Annotated in this window: 22 protein-coding genes; 2 read left to right on the forward strand and 20 right to left on the reverse strand. The window is 68.8% G+C overall.

What is annotated here, in order from left to right; all coding sequences use genetic code 11:
• Window positions 1-25: 25 nt before the first annotated feature.
• From miaB to AC1MFL_RS02740, 4 genes are all read right to left on the reverse strand, one after another.
• A complete protein-coding gene (miaB, locus tag AC1MFL_RS02725; protein ID WP_479813274.1) occupies window positions 26-1,600 on the reverse strand; it encodes a tRNA (N6-isopentenyl adenosine(37)-C2)-methylthiotransferase MiaB in 1,575 nt (524 codons plus the stop codon).
• Window positions 1,601-1,638: 38 nt separating this feature from the next.
• The gene (locus AC1MFL_RS02730; protein ID WP_479813276.1) at window positions 1,639-2,286 is read right to left on the reverse strand and encodes a regulatory protein RecX; all 648 of its coding nucleotides are present in this window, start codon (window positions 2,284-2,286) and stop codon (window positions 1,639-1,641) included.
• The gene (gene recA, locus AC1MFL_RS02735) at window positions 2,273-3,325 is read right to left on the reverse strand and encodes a recombinase RecA (RefSeq protein WP_069951200.1); all 1,053 of its coding nucleotides are present in this window, start codon (window positions 3,323-3,325) and stop codon (window positions 2,273-2,275) included. Before recA ends, AC1MFL_RS02730 begins: the two co-directional genes overlap by 14 nt.
• Before the next feature lie 290 nt (window positions 3,326-3,615).
• On the reverse strand, window positions 3,616-3,834 hold the full coding sequence (locus AC1MFL_RS02740; RefSeq protein ID WP_136323389.1) for a DUF3046 domain-containing protein: 219 nt from the start codon (window positions 3,832-3,834) through the stop codon (window positions 3,616-3,618).
• A 44-nt stretch (window positions 3,835-3,878) separates the two neighbouring features.
• Here AC1MFL_RS02740 and AC1MFL_RS02745 point away from each other — a divergent pair, with 44 nt between their 5' ends.
• Entirely contained in the window at window positions 3,879-4,403 is a 525-nt protein-coding gene (locus AC1MFL_RS02745; protein WP_479813277.1) for a MarR family winged helix-turn-helix transcriptional regulator, read from the forward strand.
• Between the two features lie 39 nt (window positions 4,404-4,442).
• On the opposite strand, the gene AC1MFL_RS02750 is transcribed toward AC1MFL_RS02745, so the two are convergent.
• From AC1MFL_RS02750 to AC1MFL_RS02790, 9 genes are all read right to left on the reverse strand, one after another.
• A protein-coding gene (locus tag AC1MFL_RS02750) for an IS5 family transposase (RefSeq protein ID WP_479809945.1) occupies window positions 4,443-5,325 on the reverse strand; the annotation gives its coding sequence in 2 pieces (ribosomal slippage) (window positions 4,443-4,962 and window positions 4,961-5,325; 885 coding nt in all).
• A 182-nt stretch (window positions 5,326-5,507) separates the two neighbouring features.
• Complete coding sequence (locus tag AC1MFL_RS02755; RefSeq protein WP_479813278.1) at window positions 5,508-5,960, reverse strand: helix-turn-helix domain-containing protein; 453 nt, start codon at window positions 5,958-5,960, stop codon at window positions 5,508-5,510.
• 140 nt (window positions 5,961-6,100) lie between these two features.
• Window positions 6,101-6,613, reverse strand: a complete 513-nt coding sequence (locus AC1MFL_RS02760; RefSeq protein ID WP_479813280.1) for a CinA family protein — start codon at window positions 6,611-6,613, stop codon at window positions 6,101-6,103.
• Window positions 6,610-7,251, reverse strand: coding sequence for a CDP-diacylglycerol--glycerol-3-phosphate 3-phosphatidyltransferase (pgsA, locus tag AC1MFL_RS02765; protein WP_301230264.1), 642 nt, complete (start codon window positions 7,249-7,251; stop codon window positions 6,610-6,612). The genes AC1MFL_RS02760 and pgsA overlap by 4 nt, the downstream gene beginning before the upstream one ends.
• 9 nt (window positions 7,252-7,260) lie before the next feature.
• The gene (locus AC1MFL_RS02770) at window positions 7,261-10,242 is read right to left on the reverse strand and encodes an FtsK/SpoIIIE family DNA translocase (protein WP_479813281.1); all 2,982 of its coding nucleotides are present in this window, start codon (window positions 10,240-10,242) and stop codon (window positions 7,261-7,263) included.
• A 172-nt stretch (window positions 10,243-10,414) separates the two neighbouring features.
• The gene (locus AC1MFL_RS02775; protein WP_024366762.1) at window positions 10,415-12,106 is read right to left on the reverse strand and encodes a ribonuclease J; all 1,692 of its coding nucleotides are present in this window, start codon (window positions 12,104-12,106) and stop codon (window positions 10,415-10,417) included.
• A gap of 60 nt (window positions 12,107-12,166) precedes the next feature.
• Window positions 12,167-13,075 (reverse strand): 4-hydroxy-tetrahydrodipicolinate synthase, encoded by a 909-nt coding sequence (dapA, locus tag AC1MFL_RS02780; RefSeq protein ID WP_479813282.1) that lies wholly within the window; start codon window positions 13,073-13,075, stop codon window positions 12,167-12,169.
• A gap of 141 nt (window positions 13,076-13,216) precedes the next feature.
• Complete coding sequence (locus AC1MFL_RS02785; protein ID WP_479813284.1) at window positions 13,217-13,957, reverse strand: carbon-nitrogen hydrolase family protein; 741 nt, start codon at window positions 13,955-13,957, stop codon at window positions 13,217-13,219.
• 20 nt (window positions 13,958-13,977) lie between these two features.
• Window positions 13,978-14,319: a hypothetical protein gene (locus AC1MFL_RS02790; RefSeq protein WP_479813285.1), complete on the reverse strand. Its 342-nt coding sequence runs from the start codon at window positions 14,317-14,319 to the stop codon at window positions 13,978-13,980.
• Between the two features lie 116 nt (window positions 14,320-14,435).
• Between AC1MFL_RS02790 and AC1MFL_RS02795 the strand changes: the two genes are divergently transcribed.
• Window positions 14,436-15,671: a heparan-alpha-glucosaminide N-acetyltransferase domain-containing protein gene (locus AC1MFL_RS02795; RefSeq protein ID WP_479813286.1), complete on the forward strand. Its 1,236-nt coding sequence runs from the start codon at window positions 14,436-14,438 to the stop codon at window positions 15,669-15,671.
• Window positions 15,672-15,738: 67 nt separating this feature from the next.
• Here the strand turns inward: AC1MFL_RS02795 and AC1MFL_RS02800 are convergent, their stop codons facing one another.
• The 7 genes from AC1MFL_RS02800 to AC1MFL_RS02830 form a co-directional block, all read right to left on the reverse strand.
• The gene (locus AC1MFL_RS02800) at window positions 15,739-16,221 is read right to left on the reverse strand and encodes a hypothetical protein (RefSeq protein WP_479813287.1); all 483 of its coding nucleotides are present in this window, start codon (window positions 16,219-16,221) and stop codon (window positions 15,739-15,741) included.
• Between the two features lie 5 nt (window positions 16,222-16,226).
• The gene (dapB, locus tag AC1MFL_RS02805; RefSeq protein ID WP_479813288.1) at window positions 16,227-16,985 is read right to left on the reverse strand and encodes a 4-hydroxy-tetrahydrodipicolinate reductase; all 759 of its coding nucleotides are present in this window, start codon (window positions 16,983-16,985) and stop codon (window positions 16,227-16,229) included.
• 96 nt (window positions 16,986-17,081) lie between these two features.
• On the reverse strand, window positions 17,082-17,600 hold the full coding sequence (locus AC1MFL_RS02810; protein WP_479813290.1) for a molybdenum cofactor biosynthesis protein MoaE: 519 nt from the start codon (window positions 17,598-17,600) through the stop codon (window positions 17,082-17,084).
• Window positions 17,590-18,102 carry a MogA/MoaB family molybdenum cofactor biosynthesis protein gene (locus AC1MFL_RS02815; RefSeq protein WP_226761118.1) on the reverse strand — a complete coding sequence of 171 codons (513 nt, stop codon included), beginning with the start codon at window positions 18,100-18,102 and terminating at the stop codon, window positions 17,590-17,592. Before AC1MFL_RS02815 ends, AC1MFL_RS02810 begins: the two co-directional genes overlap by 11 nt.
• Window positions 18,099-18,602: a cyclic pyranopterin monophosphate synthase MoaC gene (moaC, locus tag AC1MFL_RS02820; protein ID WP_479813291.1), complete on the reverse strand. Its 504-nt coding sequence runs from the start codon at window positions 18,600-18,602 to the stop codon at window positions 18,099-18,101. The genes AC1MFL_RS02815 and moaC overlap by 4 nt, the downstream gene beginning before the upstream one ends.
• Window positions 18,590-19,819, reverse strand: coding sequence for a molybdopterin molybdotransferase MoeA (locus AC1MFL_RS02825; protein ID WP_479813293.1), 1,230 nt, complete (start codon window positions 19,817-19,819; stop codon window positions 18,590-18,592). Before AC1MFL_RS02825 ends, moaC begins: the two co-directional genes overlap by 13 nt.
• Window positions 19,820-19,898: 79 nt before the next feature.
• Window positions 19,899-21,491, reverse strand: coding sequence for a molybdopterin-dependent oxidoreductase (locus AC1MFL_RS02830; RefSeq protein WP_479815279.1), 1,593 nt, complete (start codon window positions 21,489-21,491; stop codon window positions 19,899-19,901).
• Between the last annotated feature and the right edge of the window lie 190 nt (window positions 21,492-21,681).

Here is a 21,681-nt window from a genome sequence, read left to right on the forward strand (position 1 = left end):
GCGTGGCCTGCGGGTCCGCCACGGGCTAGCGGCCGCGGACGGGAAGGGTGGGCATGCCCAGGGACACTCCCGTGGTGCCGGGTGCGGATCCCGGAACGGGTGCGCCGCAGGAGTCCGCCTGCGACCTGTCCCAGGCGTCGCCCGCCCGGGAGCGGCGAAGACTGTAGTCGTCCGCCGAGGCCGGATCGGCGACGAGGTGGAAGGCGGCCGCTTCGGTGATGGTTACGGTGACGAGGTCGCCGGGGCGGGGCGTCTGGGCGCCGGCCGGAACCGAGAAGTGGACCAGTCGCTGGTCGCGGGAGCGGCCGGAGAGGCGGTGGGTTTCCTCGGACTTGCGCCCGGACTGGGCCGTCACCATGACCTCCACACGCCGGCCGAGCTGGCGGGCGTTCTCCTCCGCGGCGATCCGGTCCTGCAGGGCGGTGAGGCGTTCGAAGCGTTCCTGCACCACGGCCTTGGGGAGCTGGTCCGGGAGTTCAGCGGCGGGCGTGCCGGGCCGCTTGGAGTACTGGAAGGTGAAGGCGGTGGCGAAGCGGGACTTCTCCACGACGTCGAGCGTGGCCTGGAAGTCCTCCTCGGTTTCGCCGGGGAATCCGACGATGATGTCGGTGGAGATCGCGGCGTGCGGGATTTTCCCGCGGACCTTGTCCAGGATGCCCAGGAACTTGGTGGAGCGGTAGGACCGCTTCATGTCCTTGAGGACCTTGTCCGAGCCGGACTGCAGGGGCATGTGCAGCTGCGGCATCACGTTGGGGGTCTCGGCCATGGCGTCGATGACGTCGTCGGTGAAGGCTGCGGGGTGCGGGCTCGTGAAGCGGACGCGTTCCAGGCCGGGGATGTCGCCGCAGGCGCGCAGGAGTTTGGAGAACGCCTGCCGGTCGCCGAATTCAACGCCGTAGGAGTTCACGTTCTGGCCCAGCAGGGTTACTTCGATCGCGCCGTCGTCGACGAGGGCCTGGATCTCGGCCAGGATGTCGCCGGGGCGGCGGTCTTTTTCCTTGCCGCGCAGGGCCGGGACGATGCAGAAGGTGCAGGTGTTGTTGCAGCCGACGGAGATCGACACCCAGCCGGCATAGACCGAGTCCCGCTTGGTGGGCAGGGTGGAGGGGAAGACGTCGAGGGACTCGAGGATTTCGAGTTGCGCCTCGTTGTTGTGGCGGGCGCGTTCGAGCAGGGCCGGCAGGGCGCCCACGTTGTGGGTGCCGAAGACGGCGTCCACCCAGGGTGCCTTCTTCAGGATGGTGTCGCGGTCCTTCTGCGCCAGGCAGCCCCCGACGGCGATCTGCATTCCCGGGTTGGCGGCCTTGACCGGGGCCAGCATGCCGAGGTTGCCGTAGAGCTTGTTGTCGGCGTTCTCCCGCACCGCGCAGGTGTTGAAAACCACGACGTCGGCCAGTTCCCCGGCGGCGGGGACGTAGCCGGCGGCTTCGAGCATCCCGGACATGCGCTCTGAATCGTGCACGTTCATCTGGCAGCCGAACGTCCGCACCTGGTAGGTGCGCGGCTGCGGCGCGGCGGCCGGTGACCCGGCGCCGGGTGTCGACAAGCTGTCCGTGGAAGGGGTGGTGCCGGCTGCTGGGGAGGGAATGGTCAAACTCACCTGTTAAGGGTACCGGGTCGCACGGTACAGCGGGTTCCTCAGAATTCCGGTTCGTCCCCGGCGCCGGCACCGCTCACGGCGGCGTCGAGGACTTCGCCGACGATCCTGAAGGCCTGTGCGGGCTGGTACCCCTTGCGGGCCAGCATGGAGGCCAGCTGTCGTGTGGTTTTGTCCCGCTCGGCACGGTCACCGAAGCCGGTAGCGCCGCGGAGTTTGCGCCGCACGAGCTCGCGGGCTGTGGTTTCCTCGTCTTCGTCGCTGAGCTGTTCCAGCGCGGAGGCCGCCGTTTCGGCGTCGATGCCCTTCTCGGCGAGCTCGCGCCGGAGGGCGCCCTTGGCGAGTTTGCGGCTCTGGGAACGGGACCGCACCCACATCTCGGCGAAGTCAGCGTCGTCAACGAGTTTCACTTCTTCGAAGCGGTCCAGCACGGCTTCCGCGACGTCATCCGGGACGTTGCGCTCGGCCAGTTTGCGGGCGAGCTGCAGACGGCTCTTGGGCGAGTTCGTCAGCTGCCGCAGGACTATGGCGCGCGCGACAGCCGCCGGGTCGGCATCGCGGTCCGGGCCCGCGGAAGGATCCGCGCGGCCGGCACCGTCCCCGGGCCGTTCTGCGTCGGCAAAGCCGGGGGCAGAATTCCGCGATGGGAGTCCTGCCCCTTGGCGCCGTCGGCCGTTAGAACCCGTCAACGGCCTTCAGCTTCGGTTCTGCTGCGGTCTCGGCGGGGGCCTTGACGCCGACGCCGAGCTTTTCCTTGATGAGCCGCTCCAGCTCGGCAGCCAGTTCGGGGTTGTCGCGCAGGAAGCGGCGGGAGTTCTCCATGCCCTGGCCGAGCTGGTCACCGTCATAGGTGAACCAGGACCCGGACTTCTTGATGATGCCGTGCTCGACACCCATGTCAATGATGCCGCCCTCGCGGGAGATGCCCTGGCCGTAAATGATGTCGAACTCGGCGATCTTGAAGGGCGGGGCCATCTTGTTCTTGACGATTTTGGCCTTGGTGCGGTTGCCGACGGAGTCCGCGCCCTCCTTGAGGGTCTGGATCCGGCGGACGTCGATGCGGATCGAGGCGTAGAACTTCAGGGCCTTGCCGCCGGTGGTGGTTTCCGGGGAGCCGAAGAAGACGCCGATCTTCTCGCGCAGCTGGTTGATGAAAATGGCCGTGGTCTTGGTCTGGCTCAGGCGGCCGGTGATTTTACGGAGGGCCTGGCTCATCAGGCGCGCCTGCAGGCCGACGTGGCTGTCGCCCATGTCGCCTTCGATTTCCGCGCGGGGAACGAGTGCGGCCACGGAGTCAATGACAATGACGTCCAGGGAGCCGGAACCGATCAGCATGTCCATGATTTCCAGGGCCTGCTCGCCGGTGTCCGGCTGGGAGACCAGGAGGGCGTCGGTGTCGACGCCGAGCCTGGCGGCGTATTCCGGATCGAGGGCGTGCTCGGCGTCAATGAAGGCAGCGATGCCGCCCAGTCGCTGGGCACTGGCGACGGCGTGCAGCGCCACCGTGGTCTTACCGGAGGATTCCGGTCCATAGATTTCCACGACGCGGCCGCGGGGCAGGCCGCCAATTCCCAGGGCAATGTCCAGCGCGATGGAGCCGGTCGGAATAACCTCGATGGGTGCGCGGACTTCGTCACCCAGGCGCATGACCGAGCCTTTGCCGAACTGCTTGTCAATCTGGGCAAGCGCTGCGTCGAGCGCTTTCTGGCGATCCGGGGCTGCGGCCATGGTTCACACCTCTAATACTTTCTCGCTGTGGCGGGGCCGTTCCGGCCCTGTGTTTAGTGTTCTTGATCAGGTTGGTGATCAGTTCATTACTGAAGCTACTGGCACCCACCGACAGAGTTGCCTGCCGGCCCCGCATATGTGGAAAACACTCTGAAAAAAGCATAGTCCTACCCGAACAGATATTCGAACAATCGCTGCGGCGTGTCAGCCGGGCCGCCGGGTGGCGGCGGAGCCGGGGCGTGAATCGGTGCGGAGCCTTTGGGGCCGCGGGCCGACTGGCTGCGCGCCGGTCAGCGGGGTTTGACGTCGCGGCCCAGCCGCCGCTCGGGCGGCACATCCTGGACCTCGCACAGCGCGAGCCACACCTGCCGGGGCGGTACCCCGGCACTCAGGGCCTGGTCGGCGGTCCGGCCGCCGACCCCCGCGAGGACCAGGGAGCTGCTGAGGACCCGGGAGTAGCCCGCCCCGAATTCGTCGTCCATGAGGCGCCAAAAGTCACTGATTCGCACCCCTAGAGTCTCTCACGGTGCGGGAGGACTCTAGAATGGTTGCCATGAGCAACCCCGCCGAAGGCCGCGGCAGCACCGGCCCTGGCGTCCCCGGCGGCGCGGACGATTCCACCGAAGCGGCACTGACCGCCGTCGAGCACCAGTTGAGCCTGCTCTGGCGGCGCACCCGTTCCATCTCCCACCACCTGTCCCGGCAGGTTCACCCGGACATGGAACCGGCGGCCTACGGCCTGCTCACGGTGATCCGCAAGCAGGGTGCCATCCGGCTGACCGAGCTGGCCTCCAGCATCGGCGTCGGGAAGCCCTCCGTGAGCCGGCAGATCGCTTTCCTGGAACGGCTCGGCCTGGTCGCCAAGGAATCTGATCCGCTCGACGGGCGCGCGCAGATAATTCGCCTGACGCCCATGGGCGAGGAGCGGATGCATGAGGTGCAGGACGCGCGGCGCGAGGTGTTCCGCGAACGGCTTGGCGAGTGGCCGCCGGAGGACCTGCAGACCCTGTCCCGCTACATCGCCAAGCTCAACGCCACCTACGAGCGGGACGGGTTCCCCCGGGAGGAACCCCGCTAGCGGGCCCGTTCCTCCCCTCCCGCACTAGGGCGTGTCTCCTTATTGGCGTAGCCAGATCAGGACTGCGTGGAGGGCGACTCCGGAGCGGTAGGTGATGGCGAGCTTGTCGTATCGGGTGGCGATGCTGCGCCATTGCTTGAAAATGTTGAAGGACTGCTCGACGACGGACCGGCCTTTGTAGGCCTCGCTGTCGAAGTCCACCGGCCGACCGCCACGGGTGCCTTTGCGTTTTCGGTTCGCGATCTGGTCTCTGGGTTCGGGAATGACGGCCTTGATCTTCCGGGCCCGAAGGAGCGAACGGTTGGCCCTGGAGGAGTAGGCCTTGTCACCCATCACCACGTCAGGGCGGGTCCGCGGCCGGCCCGTTCCGGCGCGCGGGACATTGATGGCGTCGATGACGTGCGGGAACATCCGTGAGTCAGAGCCCTGGCCCGGCCCGATGATGAACGCCAGGGGCCTGCCTTTCCCGTCGCAGGCGTGGTGGATCTTGGTGCTCAGCCCGCCCCGGGAACGCCCCACGGCGTGGTCGTCAGGCTCTGCCCAGAGTTTCTTGTAATTCGGTTCGTCCCCCTGTGTTGCGGGGAAGGTTGGTTCCGTGTTGGTGGGCGCGGTTGATCGTGGAGTCCACCGACACGGTCCAGTCGATCTCCCCGGCGGCGTCGGCCTCGCTCAGCAGCATGGAGTGGATCCGGTCCCAGATCCCGTCTGCGGCGAAACGGCGGTGGCGCTTCCACACCGTCTGCCACGGACCAAACTGCTCCGGCAGGTCCCGCCAAGCGATCCCGCACCGATACCGGTATGCAATGCCCTCCACGACCTGGCGGTGGTTCCGGAACGGGCGCCCTCGCTGGCCATCGGAACTGGGCAGCAACGGCTCAACTCGGGCCCACTGATCATCGGTAAAAACTTGGAAACGAGACACGTCCCCAAGTTTTCCAGCCAGCGGTCAGCCTATTTGGGAGACACGCCCTAGGCCTGTTCCTCCCCCGCCCGGGCCGGGGGCGCACAGGCCGGGCGCGGGCAAACCCGGGCAGGCAGAGAGAGTACACGCAAAAGACCCCGGCACACCGGCCGGGGTCTTTTGTCGAGTGGTGGGTATGGGGGCTAGCGCGCCCCGGAAAGAATGCCCTTGGCCAACTCGTCGTTGAGGTCCGAGTTGAGCTCACGGTCCAGGTCACGGCCGTAGCGCTGTGCAAATTCCTGCGGGACGGTGTCCGGAACGGCAACACCCTCCGCGACGGCGACACGGTCGCTGACCTCGCGGAGCATGATGGAGAGCGGAACATCGAGGGCCGAGCAGATCGAGGAGAGCAGCTCCGAGGAGGCTTCCTTCTGGCCGCGTTCCACTTCACTCAGGTAGCCCAGGGACACGCGGGCACTGTGCGAGACTTCGCGGAGGGTACGGCCTTGGCGTTGGCGGACATCGCGGAGTACATCACCGATTTCGTGACGAAGTACAACCATCTTGCGCTCCTTCTGTTCGCTCTTAGCCTGATCGGCGAGGCCCACATCCTTCCAGCGGACAACGCCGTTAATGGATACGGGCTGCTTTACCATCTGTATCGCCTTGCTCCCTCTTTATGTCGAGCCCGCCGGTCAAAGCGGACACTGATGATGCTTTCATCCTAGGCGCCTCCCTTATTCGGAAGCGACACAATGTAACAACTATTAGGAATCAAGTTTTGTTCCCGGAAACTTTACGCCCGGTAGCTTGGGGATGCCAGAGCTTCCAACAGGCGTTCCAGGGCCGCGGCGCAGGCCAGGCCGCGGATCTCCGGGCGGTTGCCCTCGAAGCTGTACCCGAACGACGTCGAGCCTTCCGCGGTGGCGATGCCGATGTAGACGGAACCGACATCCTTGCCGCCATGCGGCTCGGGGCCGGCGACGCCGGTCGTGGAGACGCCGATGTCGGCACCGCAGATCCTGCGGGCACCGTCCGCCATGGCTTCGGCAACCCGGCCGTCGACGGCGCCGACGCTGTCCAGCAGTTCCCGGGGCACTCCCAGCACCTCTGTCTTGACGGTGTTCTGGTACGACACCACGCCGCCCTGGAGCATTCCCGACGCGCCGGGCGTGTCCGCGAGCACGGCGGCGAGCATGCCGGCGGTAAGGGATTCGGCGGTGGCAACGGTCAGGCCGCGGCCGATCGCCCCGGTGACGGCCTCTTCGGCCAGGTGATGCAGGTTGATCGGGTGGTGGGGATTGGTCATGGCTTGCCCTCCTGGATCTTCTGTTGCTGTGCCCTGATGCCGCTGGCGCGCAGCTTGAGGGCCTCGATGACATATTCGCCGCCGGTCCAGACCGTGATCGCGAGGGCCACCATCATGACCGCAAAGGCCACGATCCCCAGCCACGGTGCGATCGAGGCCAGCGGGAGGATGTACAGGAAGATGGCAACGGTCTGGATCACGGTCTTGAGTTTGCCGCCGCGCGAGGCCGGGATAACGCCGTAGCGGATGACGAAGAAGCGCAGGGCCGTGACGCCCCATTCCCGGACCAGGATCAGGATGGTGACCCACCAGGGCAGCTCCCCCAGCAGCGAGAGCATCACGAGGGCCGAGCCGATCAGGAGCTTGTCCGCGATCGGGTCGGCGATCTTGCCGAAGTCGGTGATGAGGCCGCGGCTGCGGGCGATGTCGCCGTCGAGCTTGTCGGTGTAGATGGCGACGGCGAAGGTTGCCGCGGCAACCCAGCGCCAGACGCCGTTCTGCGCGACCAGCCCGGGCGCGTCAAGCAGGAGGAACCAGACGAAGAACGGCACCATCACAATCCGCAGCATCGTCAGGATGTTGGGCAGGTTCCAGATTCCGGGGGCGGATCCGGCCTTGTTTGCTTCGGCGCTAGTCACCTTCCTAGGCTACCGTCCGGTGAGCGACCAGGCGTCCTCGGAGCCCCCGTCGTCCTCATCCGGGCCGGAGCCCCCGCCGCCCCCGCCGGCGCCGCCGGCGCCGTCTGCGCCGTCGTAGTACTGGGTGTTCTGGCCGCGCCGGTCCAGATCCGCGGCGACGAGGTCCTCCGCGTAGCCGCCCTGGGCGACGTTCGCGTTGGCGTTCTCGCTCAGCGCCGCGGTCTGGGAATCGGCGATGGCGGGCACCTCCATGCCCTTCATGGCCGCGAGAACCGTCGCCAGGTCATCGGGCTTGACCAGGACATCGCGGGCCTTGGAGCCCTCGGAGGGGCCCACCACGCCGCGGGATTCGAGCAGGTCCATCAGCCGGCCGGCCTTCGCGAAGCCGACACGGAGCTTGCGCTGCAGCATCGAGGTGGACCCGAACTGGGTCGTGACCACGAGCTCGGTGGCCTGCAGCAGGACCTCGAGATCGTCCCCGATGTCGTCGTCGATCTGCTTCTTCGGCGCCTCGGGGGCGACGTCGTCGCGGTATACGGCCTTGAGCTGGCCCTTGACATGCTCGACCACCTTGTGGATTTCCGATTCGGTGACCCAGGCGCCCTGGACACGCATGGCCTTTGATGCGCCCATGGGCAGGAACAGCGCATCGCCCTGGCCGATCAGCTTCTCGGCGCCCGGCTGGTCCAGGACCACGCGGGAGTCGGTCACCGAGGAGGTCGCGAACGCCATCCGCGACGGCACGTTGGCTTTGATCAGGCCGGTGACGACGTCGACGGAAGGCCGCTGGGTGGCGAGCACGAGGTGGATGCCGGCGGCACGGGCCAGCTGGGTGATGCGGACGATCGAGTCCTCGACGTCGCGCGGGGCGACCATCATCAGGTCGGCGAGTTCGTCGACGATCACCAGCAGGTACGGGTACGGCCGGATGACCCGTTTGGACCCCTCGGGCGGGTGGACTTTGCCCGCGCGGACGGCCTTGTTGAAGTCGTCGATGTGCTTGAAACCGTAGTTGGCGAGGTCGTCGTAGCGGGCGTCCATCTCGCGGACCACCCACTGCAGGGCCTCGGCTGCCTTCTTGGGGTTGGTGATGATCGGGGTGATGAGGTGCGGGACGCCCTCGTAGGCAGTGAGTTCCACCCGTTTGGGGTCCACCATGACCATGCGGACCTCGTCGGGGGTGGCGCGCATCAGGATGGACGTGATCATGGCGTTCACGAACGCCGACTTGCCGGCACCGGTGGCGCCCGCCACGAGAAGGTGGGGCATCTTGGCGAGGTTCGCGACGACGTAGCCGCCCTCGACGTCCTTGCCGACGCCGATCACCATGGGGTGCTCGGTCCGCCGGGCGTTCTGGCTGCGGAGCACGTCCCCGAGGGACACGGTCTCGCGGTCCGTGTTGGGGATCTCAATGCCGATCGCGGACCGGCCCGGGATGGGGCTCAGGATGCGGACGTCCGAGCTGGCGACAGCATAGGAGATGTTCTTGGACAGCGCGGTGACCCGTTCCACCTTGGTGCCCGGGGAGAGCTCGATCTCGTAGCGGGTCACGGTGGGGCCGCGGCTGAACCCGGTGACCTGGGCCTCGACGTTGAACTGGTTCAGGGTTTCGGTCAGCGAGGCGACAATCGCGTCGTTGGCTTCGGTGCGTTCCTTGGGGATGGAGCCCGGGGTCAGGACGTCCGACGGCGGCAGCGTGTACGTCACGTCGCCGGCCAGCGAGAGCTGTTCGGTGCGCTGCGGAATCGGGGTGGGCAGGGGTGCCGGCACGACCGGTTTGGAGGGGACCTTCGCGGCGGCTGCCACGGCAGCGGCTCCGGGCGCGGCCGGGTTCAGTGAGCCCGCGGCGATCATGCCCGGGGTCAGAAGCGGGATCGCCTCGGTGGCGTTCTCCCCCGCCGCTCCGGCGGCGCTGCCTGCCGCGGTGCCCAGGCCCTGGGCTGCCTTGATCTTCTCGACGGCGATCTCGGCCTGGGTGGGACGGCGCACCCCGGGTGCGACGGACTTGGAGCCGGTTTTGGCGCCACCGGCGGACCGGGCGGCTTCGGCTTCCTCGTCGGCGATGAGGGCCCGTTCGAAAGCCTCGTCGCCGACGTAGCCTTCGAGTCCGGCCTCCTCGTCGTGGTCCCTGCCGAACAGGCGGCGGCGTTTCTTCTTCGCCGGGGCCGGGGTGTCGTTTTCGTAGAGGTAGCTGCGGTCGTGGCCAGTGCCGTCGGTGTCCTCGTCCTGCAGGTCGATGCCCATGAGGTGCTCGTAGGCGCCGCGCAGCCGGCCGGGGATGGCGCCGAACGGCGTGGCGGTGACGATCAGCAGCGAGGTGAAGGCGAGCAGGCTGTAAACGGCGACCGGGACGGCGGGGTGGATGGCGGCCAGCGGGGCCGCCGCGAGGTAGCCGAGCATGCCGCCGGCGTGGCGCAGTCCGTCGAACCCCTGCGCGACGGTGGGTTCCCCGCCGATGATGTGGGCCAGACCGGAGCCGGCGAAGGTCATGATCAGGAAGCCGATCCCGATCCGGTTGTTGCCGCGGCCGTCGGCGGGCTGGCGGAACAGCCGGAAGGCGCAGACAAACAGCATCAGCGGCAGCAGCAGCGACATCCAGCCGAAGGTGCCGTTGATGATGGCGTAGACCGTGTCCGGGAACCAGCCCTGGAAGCCCCACCAGGCGAAGGTGGCGACAAAGACCCCGAGTGCGAGGTTGAACAGGGCTGCGCCGTCGCGGCGGTCCCCGGGGGCGAGGTCGCTGACGTCGTAGCCGATCCGGCGGATTCCCGCCCCGACGACGTGGGCAACGCCCAGCCAGGCACCGGCCACAACCCGGACCGGCCAGGGCTGTTTGGGCTCGACGGCGGCCAGCTGCCGGGTGCGCGCGGCCGCCGTTGTTCCGGAGGGCTTGCTGGTTTTGGACGCAGCCGGGCCGGAGCCCCGGGCCGAAGGGCTGCCTGATTTACCGCTGGGGTTTCCTCTAGGCGCGGAGGAAGTACGTGTCGCCATACCCGCTACGGTACCTGACGCCGGGCCGAAAACCGCGGATTTCCGGGCCTCCGCGGGGATCATGTTGCCGGCCGCGCACGCAAAAACGGCCCTCCCGGTCCGCCGCAAGCTGGAGCCTGCGGCAGGCCGGGACGGCCGTTGAGCTGCGGGGCGCCGGGGCCGCCGCCGGGGCTTACGCCTCCAGGACCACCGGGATGATCAGGGGCTTGCGGCGAAGCTTGCGGTTGACCCAGGTGCCGACCACCCGGCGGACAACCTGCTGCAGCTGGTGCGTGGTGTGGTCCGAGCGGTTGAGCACGGCTTCTTCCAGGGCGGCGTTGATCTTCGGGATGATCTCGTCGAACACGGAGTCGTCCTCCGCCACGCCGCGGGCGTGGATCTCGGGGCCGGAGACAACCTTGCCGGTGGCGCGGTGGATCACGGTGATGATGGAGATGAAGCCCTCATCGCCGAGCGTCTGGCGGTCCTTCAGGTCCGCTTCCGTGACTTCGCCAACGCTGGAGCCGTCGACGTAGACGAAACCGACCTCGACCTGGCCGACGATGTCCGCCTGGTGGTCGCGGAGGTCGATGACAGTGCCGTTGTCCGCGAGGAGGATGCTTTCCTCGGGGACACCGGAGTCCAGGGCGATCTTGCCGTTGGCGATCAGGTGGCGGGTTTCGCCGTGCACCGGCATCGCGTTGAGCGGCTCCAGGATGTTGTAGCAGTACAGCAGCTCGCCGGCGGCGGCGTGGCCGGAGACGTGCACCTTGGCGTTGCCCTTGTGGATGACGTCGGCGCCGAGCTTGAGCAGGCCGTTGATGATGCGGAACACGGCGTTCTCGTTGCCCGGGATCAGGCTGGAGGCGAGGATGACGGTGTCGCCCTGGCCGACGACGACGCGGTGGTCACCGTTGGCCATGCGGGACAGGGCCGCCATCGGCTCGCCCTGGGAACCGGTGGACATCAGCACCACGCGGTTGTCCGGCAGGTTGTCGATGTTCTTGATGTCGACCAAGATGCCCGGGGGCACGTCGAGGTAGCCGAGCTTCTCGGCGATCGCCATGTTCCGGACCATCGAGCGGCCGACGAAGGCCACCTTGCGGTTGTGGTTGGCGGCGGCGTCCAGGACCTGCTGGACGCGGTGCACGTGCGAGGAGAAGGACGCGACGATCAGGCGCTTGGAGGCCTGGCCGAAGAGCCGGTCCAGGGTGGGGCCGATTTCCTTCTCGGCGGTGGTGAAGCCCGGCACGTCGGCGTTGGTGGAGTCCGACATGAACAGGTCCACGCCTTCCTCGCCCAGCTTGGCGAAGTGGCGGAGGTCGGTGATCCGGCCGTCCAGCGGCAGCTGGTCCATCTTGAAGTCGCCGGTGTGCAGCACAGTGCCGCCGGAGGTGCGCAGGAACACGGCCAGGGCGTCCGGGATCGAGTGGTTGACGGCGACGAATTCGCATTCGAACGGGCCGAACTTCTGCACCTGTCCCTCGGTGACGGTCTGGGTAACCGGCTTGATCCGGTGTTCCAGCAGCTTCGCCTCGATGAGGGCCAGCGTCAGCCGGGAGCCCACCAGGGGGATGTCGGCGCGCAGGCGCAGCAGGTACGGGATGGCGCCGATGTGGTCCTCGTGGCCGTGGGTCAGGACGACGGCGACGATGTCCTGGAGGCGGTCCTTGATGTAGGAGAAATCGGGCAGGATCAGGTCAACGCCGGGCTGGGTTTCCTCCGGGAAGAGGACGCCGCAGTCGACGATGAGCAGCTTGCCGTCGATTTCGAAGACGGTCATGTTGCGGCCGATCTCCCCCAGGCCACCGAGCGGAACGATCCGCAGGGTGTCCTTGAGCAGTTTTGGCGGCGTGACAAGGCCGGGAAGGGCGGTTTGGGTCATAATGCACTACTTTCCAGGCGGCTACCGGCCTGGTCTTTACTCGTCAGTGGGAACACCTGATCAGGAAAAGACCATTCCGGCTTCCGCCAAGTCCTCGCGGATGGTTTCGATCTCAGCTTCGTCCGGCTCCACGAGGGGCAAACGGACAACCGAGTTGGGCAGTACTCCCTGCCACTTAAGAACTTGCTTCGCAGCAACAGCACCCTGAATATGGGTCATCACTGCACGGACCAGAGGGTCCAGTTCGAAATGTATGGTGCGGGCGGCGGCGAAGTCGCCCGCAAGTGCGGCGTCGATCATGGCGCGGAACTGCCGCGTCGCGACGTGCGCGGAGACGCTGACGAGCCCGACGGCACCGGCTGACATCCACGGCAGGGTCAGCCCGTCGTCGCCGGAGTAGACGTCAAGGTCGGTGTTTGCAAGGACACGGGTGACGGCGGCAAAATCGGCCTTGGCATCCTTGAGCGCCACAATGTTCCGGTGGTCCGCGAGTCGGATCATGGTTTCGGGCAGGATCGGCACGCAGGAGCGGCCGGGGATGTCGTAGACCATAACGGGCAGATCGGCGGCGTCGGCGACGGCTTCAATGTGGGCCTGGATGCCGGCCTGGCTGGGCTTGTTGTAGTACGGGGTGACAATCAGCTGGCCGTGCGCTCCGGCTTTCGCGGCGCGCTTGGCCATTTCGATCGAGTGCGAGGTGTGGTTCGTCCCGGTTCCGGCGATGACCTTGGCCCGGTCCCCCACGGCCTCCACAATGACCCGGAAAAGCTTTTCCTTCTCGTCGTCTTCCAGGGTGGAGGTCTCCCCCGTGGTGCCGGAAATAACGAGGGCATCGTTGCCGTCGTCGACGAGCTTGTTGGCCAGTTCGGCGTTCTGCTGGTAGTCGACTTCACCGTCGGAAGTGAAAGGCGTGACCATGGCGGTCACGAGGGTTCCGAACGTGTAAGAGCGAGTATCAGAGTCAGCCATATGAAAAACGTTACCCTGTCCCCGGCGTGATGTGACAATGGGGGCGACGTGATGAAGATCAAACCCGGCCTGCGGGCCTCACGCGGAGGCCGGCCGGGGGGATGCGGGAGCCCGGTGACGGAGCGCGGCGCGCTCCCGGACCTAGTGGTCCAGGACGGTATGCTGCAGGGTCGCGGTCAGCACTTCGGTCCCCGTTCCGGCGGCCTGCCGGATCACGCCTCCGTCCGGCCCCCAGAAACCGCTCCCGCCGGCCGAGGCGCCGAGCCCGGTGGCGCCGCCGAGGTTGGCCAGCAGGCTGAACACCCGGTTGTCCCTGGCCCGCGCGCCGAGGTTCCGGGCCAGCCGGTTGTCCTCGCCGGCGGTATAAAGGGCCGAGACAGCGTAGATGTCCGCGCCGGCCGCCGCCGCCGCATGGGCATGGGCCGGGCTGCCGGCGTCCCGGCAGATGGCCAGGGCGACTTTCCAGCCGTCGAGGTCCAGGACGGCCGTCCGGTCTCCGGCGCTGAAGGATTGTTGCTCCGGGCCGAGGAGCCAGACCTTGAAACCGGTTTCCAGCTGGCCACCGGGGTGCAGGGCGAGCGAGGCGAGTCTGGGCGTGCCGTCCGCCTCCTTGAACGGGGCGCCGACCACCGCGGTAATCCCGGTCCGCCGGCAGATTTCGCGCAGGCCGTCCAGCCGGGCGTCCCCGGCGGTCACCCACCGGTCCGGATCCGCCAGTCCGTCCAGCCGGTATCCGGTGAGGGAAAGCTCCGGAAAGACCACCAGCCGGGCACCGTGGTCGTCGGCGTCCTCGATCAGCCGGATATGTTCCGGGACATTGGCGGCAAGGCCGCCGTCGAGGGCCGTGTACTGGATGGCGGCAAGCGTCAGCGCTGTAGTCACCCTGCCATCCTAGGCACCGCTCACGCGGCCGGGGCAGTCCTGCCGGAAGGTGTGGCGCAGTAGCGGCCCACGGCATCCTCCCGGAGCCCCTCGGCCCACGCCGCGAGCCGCTGCGCCGCCCGGACATAGTGGAACAGTTCACCGGGCGTGAGCGCTTCAAGGTCGGTTTCGGCGAGCCGGCGGGCCAGCTCGCCGCCGGGCGGCTGGGCCGAGAGGACGGCGCCCTCCTGCTGCCACTGCACGTCCTCCGCGGGCTCGCCGGCAACGAGTTGGCGGAACAGGAAGTCCACGACGCCGGGACTCATAGCCTTCAAGACGCCGGGCGTTGCATCCGGCTGAACGGGTTCTGATGGATTGTTCATAACGACATGGTATTCGAACATATATTCGAATACAAGACCTGTGCGGCTCCTGTGAACAGCTCCGGATCCGCCCCGTTGCCCGGGATCGCCCGTGCCGGTCATGAGACGATCAAAAGATGACGCCGCGCGGAACAGCCTCCACTTCCCGGCCCGCCGTACGCCAGGCGGCCGGGACGCGGCTCTCAGGAGTCGATGCCGCCCGCGGGCTGGCCCTTCTGGGCATGATGGCCACCCATGTGTTCCCCACCTTCGAGTCCGACGCCCAACTCACACCCACATGGGTGGGGCTGGTGTTTTCCGGGCGCGCCTCGGCACTGTTCGCCGTGCTCGCCGGAATCGGGCTGGCGCTTTCAACCGGCAAACAGCAGCCGCTCCAGGGGCCGCAGCTGTGGGCGGCCCGCCGGGGAATCGCCCTCCGCGCCCTCGTGGTGGGCGCCGTCGGGCTCTCCATCGGTGGGCTGGAAGTGAACATCGCCATCATCCTGGTCCACTACGCTGTCCTGTTCCTTTGCGTGCTGCCGTTCCTCGGGTTGGACGTCAAACGCCTGCTGGTACTTGCCCTGGGCTGGGTGCTGGCGGCCCCGGCGTTCGCCTTCCTGCTGCGGCCGTGGTTCCTCACCGCCGTGCCGACCCTGCAGCTGGGGCACAACCCCCAGTGGGGGGACCTCTCCACGCCCGCGGTGCTGCTCGGCGATCTCCTTCTGACCGGCTACTACCCTGTCCTGCAGTGGATTGCCTACCTGCTGATCGGCCTCGCGATCGGCCGGCTGGCCCTCACGTCGGCGGCCGTCCCGGCGCTGCTGCTGGCGGCGGGAACGGCGGTCGCGGTGCTGGCCAAGTGGCTGGGCGTGGTGATGATGGAGGACTGGGGCGGCCGGGCGGCGCTGCAGGCGTCCCTGCTCGATCCCTCGTATCCGCTGGAGAGCCTCCTGCAGGTCAACCTGGCCGGAGTGGACCAGACCGGCTCAGCCTGGTGGCTCGCCTCCAGCGCCCCGCATTCAGGCACCACCCTGGATCTGCTGCACACCTCGGGGGTGGCGGCCGCCGTCGTCGGGGGCTGCCTGCTGCTGGGCCGGCTGGTCCAGCGCGGCGGCTGGGACTTCCTGCTCCCGCTGCGGGGCGCGGGTGCCATGACCCTGAGCCTCTACACGGCCCACTTGTGCGTGATGGCCGCACTGTACGGCCGGCCGCTGCCGTCCGGGTGGACGCTGGAGGGCGTCTACTGGGCGCAGGCCGCAGCGATCCTGGCCCTTGGCGCCATGTTCGCGGCCCTGGTGTGGCGCGGGCCGCTGGAGTGGGTGGCGCATGCCGCGAACCAGCTCGGCCGGTACCAGCCGGCCCGCATCCGCTGACCGCGGCTCCGGCTTGCTGGCCCCGGCCCGCATCCGCGGGCCGCGCCTCCGGCTTGCTGAGCGCGGCTCAGGCCTGGCGGGATCCCGTCCGGTAGAGCCGGACGGCGTCGCGCATCGAGGCGCGGGCCCGCTTGCGGTCACCCGCGGCGTCGTAGGCGCAGCTGAGCCGGAACCAGGAACGCCAGTCCTCCGGCGCGGCTTCCGTCTCGACACGGTATTTCTCGAATTCACGGTCGGCGGCCTCGCGGATGATGCGCCCGGCAGGCGTGCGCGGCAGATTGTCCTCCGGCAGGCCGCCCTCGGCTTCCAGGATTTTTGCCAGCCGCTCGGTCCGGGCGCCGAAGAGCAGCTCGCGGACGAGGGCCCAGGCGCCGATCAGCGGCAGCAGCAGATACGCCACGCCGAGGGCTTTGGCCACCGGGTTGGCGTCCGTCATCAGCAGGACCGCGCGCTGGAAGGACACCACGAGGTAGAACACCAGCAGCAGGGTGACCGCGCCGACCCAGATCTTGGTGCGGTTGGCTTTGAAAGCGGTCAGGACGTTGGCCACGGCGTTCAGAGCCCCAGGTCCAGGTAGCCGTCCAGGCCCACGGTGAGGCCCGGGTGGGACGCAACGTGGCGCACCCCCAGCAGCACGCCGGGCATAAACGAGGCCCGGTCGAAGGAGTCGTGCCGGAGGGTCAGCTGCTCCCCCGGGCCGCCCAGCAGGACTTCCTGGTGCGCCACAAGGCCGCGGAGCCGGACGCTGTGGACGCGGACGCCGTCGACGTCGCAGCCGCGCGCGCCGGGGCGCCCGCTCGTGGTGGCGTCGGGGCTGGCGGGGAGCCCGGCGGCTTCGCGCTCGGCGGAGATCAGCTGCGCCGTGCGCACGGCGGTTCCGGACGGGGCGTCCACCTTCTCCGGGTGGTGCAGTTCGACGATTTCGACCGACTCGAAGTAGCGCGAGGCCTTGGCGGCGAACGCGGAGGCCAGGACGGATCCAAGCGCGAAGTTCGGGGCGATCAGTACGCCGACGCCGGACTGGCCGGCGAGGAGCTCCTCGAGCCGGTCCAACCTCCCGGCATCCCAGCCGGTGGTGCCCACCACGGCGTGCATGCCGTGTTCGACGGCGAACCGGACGTTCGCTTCGGTGCTCCCGGGGACCGTCAGGTCCACCACGATCCGGGCACCGGCGTCGACGAGGGTGTCCAGGGGATCGTTCCGGCCCAGCGCGGCGACAAGCTTCAAGTCCGCGGCGGCTTCGACAGCCTTCACCGCCTCGGCGCCCATGCGCCCGTTCGCGCCCAGCACGGCGACTGCGAGTTGTTCGGTCATGCCATCAACCCTACCGCCGGGGCAGGTGCCCGCCTGAACCGGCGGCCCTGCATGACAGGCCCGCCGCGCGGCGCCCGCCGCTGCCTCGAAGCGGGACTACGCCCCCGCGCCGACCCACTCGACCGTGCCGTCGGTGAAGAACTGTTCCTTCCAGATCGGAACCTGCGCCTTGATCCGGTCCACGAGTTCCGAGCAGACTGCGAAGGCCTGGCCCCGGTGCGCGGCGGAGACGGCGCAGACCAGCGCGGGGTCGCCGATCTCCAGCATCCCGATCCGGTGCGCCACCCAGATCCGCACCGGCTGGGCCGGCAGGGTGTCGGCGTCGACGGTTGTCCCGCCGGCGTCTCCCGCCGCCTGTCCGGCGGATTCCCCCGAGGCTGCCTGTTCGGCGACGAGCTGCGCGACGACGTCGGCCATCACTTGGTGGGCCGTCGGGTGCGCGCTGTAGCTGAGCCGCCGGACGGGTTTGCCGCCGTCGTGGTTGCGGACCACACCGCTGAAGCTGACCACGGCGCCCGCGGTGTCCGATTCGACGGCGGCGATGGCCTGGTCCACGGAGATGGGTTCGGCGCTGAGCACCGCGGACACGACGTCAAAGGTTGATTCAGTGGCCATGGCTGCCTTCCAGCTGGTCGCACAGGTGTCCGAGGATGGGGTCCAGCACGCTGAGGCCGTCCATGACACCCTTCGGGGATCCGGGGAGATTGACGATGAAGGTCTGGCCGGCGGCGCCGGCGTGGCCCCGGCTGAGCATCGCGGTGGGGGTCTTGGCCATCCCGGCGGAGCGGATGCCCTCCATGATGCCCGGGATTTCGCGGTCCAGCAGGGGCAGCGTCTGCTCCGGGGTGGCGTCCGTGGGGCTGAGGCCGGTGCCGCCGCTGGTGATGATGACGGCGGGCGCCTGGGTCAGGAGCGCGCGCAGGGCGGCGCCTACGGCCTCGCCGTCCGGGACCACGAGAGCCGGGTAGGCCTCGAAGCCGTGTTCGGTGAGCCAGTCGATGATGACCGGGCCGGTCAGGTCCTCGTAGATGCCGGCCGCGGCGCGGGTGGAGGCGATCACGACGCCGGCCTTCCGGCCGGTGGCTTCACCGTGCCGGTGTGGTTCGGGCATGCTCATAGTCTCCAGTCCCCGCTCTTGCCGCCGCTTTTGGCCAGCACCTTGATATCGGTCAGCACCGCGTGTTTGTCCACGGCCTTGATCATGTCGTACACGCTGAGCGCGGCCACGGAGGCGGCAGTCAGCGCTTCCATTTCGACGCCGGTGACCCCGAGGGTCTTGACCGTGGCGAAAACGGTGACGGAGTCTGCGTCGAGTTCGAAGTCGACGGTGACCTTGGCGATCGGCAGCGGGTGGCACAGCGGGATCAGGTCCGGGGTCTTCTTGGCTGCCATGATGCCGGCGACCCGGGCGACGGCGAGGGCATCACCCTTGGGCAGGTCGCCCGCACCGAGCAGGGCGAGGACCTCGGGCGTGCTGCGGACGGTGGCGGTGGCTGTGGCCTCGCGGGTGCTCGCCGCCTTGTTGGACACGTCGACCATCTGGGCTGTGCCGTCCTGGCGGAGGTGGGTCAGGCCTGGGTTCCCCGTTGCGGGGTCTGCTTCGTTCACAGCATCCATACTTCCACCTCGGCGCCCTCGGCGAGCGCCGCAGTTCCTTCCGGCACCTGGATCAGGGCGTTGGAGTGCGCCAGGGCACTGACGAGGTGCGAGCCGGCGCCGCCTTCGAGCCGGACGGTGCCGTCGGGGAGGACGGTGCCGCGCCGGACCTGGTGCTTGCCTGCCGGGGATGTCAGCGCCTCGGCCAGCCGTGCCCTGACCGCGGGGCGCGGTGCGGGAGAACCGAAGAGGTCCCCGAGCGCGGGCCGGAGGAACATTTCGAAGGAGACAAGGCAGCTCACCGGGTTCCCGGGGAATCCGAGGACGGGGACGCCGTCGAAGGTTCCGATGCCCTGCGGTCCGCCGGGCTGCATGGCGACGCCGAAGAAGTCGACGTCGTGGCCCTCCATCGCCTGCCGGACCACCTCGTACGCGCCTTTGCTGACCCCGCCGGTGGTGACGATCAGGTCCACGTCCGCCGCGTGCCGGCGCAGCAGTGCGGCGAGTTCCTCCGGGCGGTCCGTGGAGATCCCGGTCCGGGTGACGCGGAGTCCGGCCTGGCGCATGGAGGATTCGAGCAAGGTGGCGTTGGAGTCGTAGATTTTGCCGGGCCCCAGGGGGCTGCCGGGCTCCACGACTTCGTCGCCGGTGGTGACCAGCAGGACACGCAGCGCCCGGTAGACGGGTACGTCGGTGAATCCCAGAGCCGCCAGCAGTCCCAGCTGGCCGGGTCCAAGGAAGGTCCCGGCGGCGAGGGCCAGCTCGCCGGTCCGGATGTCACTGCCCGCGTCGCGGACGAAGTTCCGCGCCGGGACGGCGGGCAGCCGGACCGTGGCCGGCACACCCGGCGCGGGGAATACAGCGGGGATGGCCTGTTCGATCGGCACCACCGCGTCGGCGCCGGGAGGCATCATGGCGCCGGTCATGATCGGGGCTGCTGTTCCGGGGGCGAGTTCGGCCGGGGCGGCCCCGGCCGGGACCGGCGCGACGACGCGCAGTTCGCTGCCGCCGGGCAGCTCGGGCACGTCGGCGCTGCGGATGGCGAAGCCGTCCATTTGCGAATTCGCGAAGGGCGGCAGGTCCAGCGGTGCCACGACGTCCGCCGCGAGTCCGCGGCCCAGCGCTGCGAGGAGCGGGAGCCGTTCCATCCGGTCCGGGGTGCGGAGCGGGGCCAGGAGCCGGCGGACCGATTCGCGGTGCTCTTCCACTCTCACGTGCCGTGTCTGGGTGCGGTGCATGCGTTGGTGACCCCTCGTCTTGGGCCTTTGGCTTAGCTCGCCGGCCCGGCTCCCGGGCCTGGCGTGCGCGCCGGGCCCGTTAGGACTTCACGTCAACTCTAACCGTGTGAAAGCCGGTGGCCCCACTGGGCGCCACCGGCGCGCGGTCCTCGACCTGCGCGACGCCGTTGAGGTCCGTGGCACGGACCTGGACCTCGTACTGGCCGGGGGTCAGCGGTACGGCCAGCTTCCACTGGTACCAGGTGTCTTTTGAGATCCCGGGGGCGAGCTCCGCTGGCTGCCACGCCCCGCGGTTGATCCTGAGCTCCACCCGCCCGATCCCGGTGTGCTGGGCCCAGGCGACCCCGCCGAAGGCCACGGTTCCGGCGCTGACGGAGCGGCCGTCCCGGGGCACGTCGATGCGGGAGGAGGTCTTGACCGGACCGCGCTCGCTCCAGCCGCGGGTCGTCCAGTAGCCGACGTCATCGGCAAAACGCGTCACCTTGAGTTCGGTAACCCACTTGGTCGCCGAAACGTAGCCGTAGAGGCCTGGGACAATGAGCCGGACCGGGAAGCCGTGCTCCAGCGGCAAGGGTTCTCCGTTCATGCCGCTGGCCAGGAGCGCGTCCCGGTTGTCGCCCAGAACCTCCAACGGGGTGCCGGCGGTCCAGCCGTCCGCGCTGCGGGAAAGGACCATGTCCGCGCCGTCCTTCGGGCCCGCGAGGGCGAGCAATTCCCGGACCGGCCAACCGAGCCAGCGGGCGTTGCCGATCAGGTCCCCGCCGACCTCGTTGGAGACGCAGGCGATGGTGATGTGGCGTTCGATCAGGGGTTTGGCCAGCAGTGCGGCGAAGTCCAGTGAGACCTCCTTCTCCACGAGCCCGGTGACTTTCAGGGTCCACTGGTCCGGGTCCACCACCGGGACGCGCAGGGCGGTGTCGATCCGGTAGAAATCCTTGTTGGGGGTCACCAGCGGGCCCACACCGTCCAGCCGGACCTCGGCGCCGGCCGGGATCGGCGGTGCCGGTGACGCCGGGGCGGGGAGCGCCAGCTTGCTGCGCAGTTCACTGACTGCGGCGGCGGCTCCCCGGAACGTCGTGGCCAGCAGGCCGGCCACCACGGCGACGGCTGCCGTTCCGCCGAGCGTCTGGAAGAAGCGGCGGCGGGAGGGAGGCTGCGCCGTGGGGCCGGGTCCGGGTCCGGCAGGCTGTGCCGTGGGGCCGGGTCCGGCAGGCTGCAGCCCGGCGTCGGTGCGCCACTCCCCCAGCCGGCGGACCAGCCACCGCAGCAGGACCATGCCGACCGCGGCGGCGAGCAGCGGGACCGGGACCGCGTTCGCCGTCAGTTCGGTCCGCCCCAGCACGGCCACCATCCCCACCACGCCGAAAACGGCAATGATGGCGACCCCGGCGAAGCGGCGCCGCAGCTCCACAATTCCGGACAGGGCTGCCAGGGCGGCGATGAGGAGCCCCATGCCACCGAGCAAGGCAACCTTGTCCGCGGTGCCGAAGAGCGCAATGGCCCACTCCTTGACGCCCGGCGGGACCGCATCGATCACGGCGCCGCCGACAGCCGTCACCGGAGAGAGCGAGGGGCTCACGAGTCCTGCCGCGAGCTCCCCGAGGGCAACCCCCGTTCCGACGGCGACGATGCCGGCCACCGCGGCCCGGCCGGTCGCCTGCCGGTCCGTCATTCCCGGCCCGGGGGTCTGCGGGCCGGGGGTGGGGAGTGCGCCCGGCTGCCCGTGCTGCGTGGTGTTCACTTCTACAGCATAGGTTTCGTGCCGGCCCGGCGGCAGGCCAAAGAGCGTCGGGACCCCGGCAGGATCCCGCCGGCAACCAGTCGCAGTATCCCGCCGGCAACCAGTCGCAGGAATCCCCGGG

It is taken from the genome of Arthrobacter sp. BG3 (genome assembly GCF_056680185.1).

Coding starts and splice junctions, on each gene's coding strand:
- recA (WP_069951200.1), bottom strand. CDS start 3,325: ATGGCCGCAGCCCCGGATCGCCAGAAAGCGCTCGACGCAGCGCTTGCC.
- AC1MFL_RS02745 (WP_479813277.1), top strand. CDS start 3,879: ATGAGCAACCCCGCCGAAGGCCGCGGCAGCACCGGCCCTGGCGTCCCC.
- AC1MFL_RS02755 (WP_479813278.1), bottom strand. CDS start 5,960: ATGGTAAAGCAGCCCGTATCCATTAACGGCGTTGTCCGCTGGAAGGAT.
- AC1MFL_RS02760 (WP_479813280.1), bottom strand. CDS start 6,613: ATGACCAATCCCCACCACCCGATCAACCTGCATCACCTGGCCGAAGAG.
- AC1MFL_RS02770 (WP_479813281.1), bottom strand. CDS start 10,242: ATGGCGACACGTACTTCCTCCGCGCCTAGAGGAAACCCCAGCGGTAAA.
- AC1MFL_RS02775 (WP_024366762.1), bottom strand. CDS start 12,106: ATGACCCAAACCGCCCTTCCCGGCCTTGTCACGCCGCCAAAACTGCTC.
- dapA (WP_479813282.1), bottom strand. CDS start 13,075: ATGGCTGACTCTGATACTCGCTCTTACACGTTCGGAACCCTCGTGACC.
- AC1MFL_RS02790 (WP_479813285.1), bottom strand. CDS start 14,319: ATGAACAATCCATCAGAACCCGTTCAGCCGGATGCAACGCCCGGCGTC.
- AC1MFL_RS02795 (WP_479813286.1), top strand. CDS start 14,436: ATGACGCCGCGCGGAACAGCCTCCACTTCCCGGCCCGCCGTACGCCAG.
- dapB (WP_479813288.1), bottom strand. CDS start 16,985: ATGACCGAACAACTCGCAGTCGCCGTGCTGGGCGCGAACGGGCGCATG.
- AC1MFL_RS02810 (WP_479813290.1), bottom strand. CDS start 17,600: ATGGCCACTGAATCAACCTTTGACGTCGTGTCCGCGGTGCTCAGCGCC.
- AC1MFL_RS02815 (WP_226761118.1), bottom strand. CDS start 18,102: ATGAGCATGCCCGAACCACACCGGCACGGTGAAGCCACCGGCCGGAAG.
- moaC (WP_479813291.1), bottom strand. CDS start 18,602: ATGGATGCTGTGAACGAAGCAGACCCCGCAACGGGGAACCCAGGCCTG.
- AC1MFL_RS02825 (WP_479813293.1), bottom strand. CDS start 19,819: ATGCACCGCACCCAGACACGGCACGTGAGAGTGGAAGAGCACCGCGAA.
- AC1MFL_RS02830 (WP_479815279.1), bottom strand. CDS start 21,491: ATGACGGACCGGCAGGCGACCGGCCGGGCCGCGGTGGCCGGCATCGTC.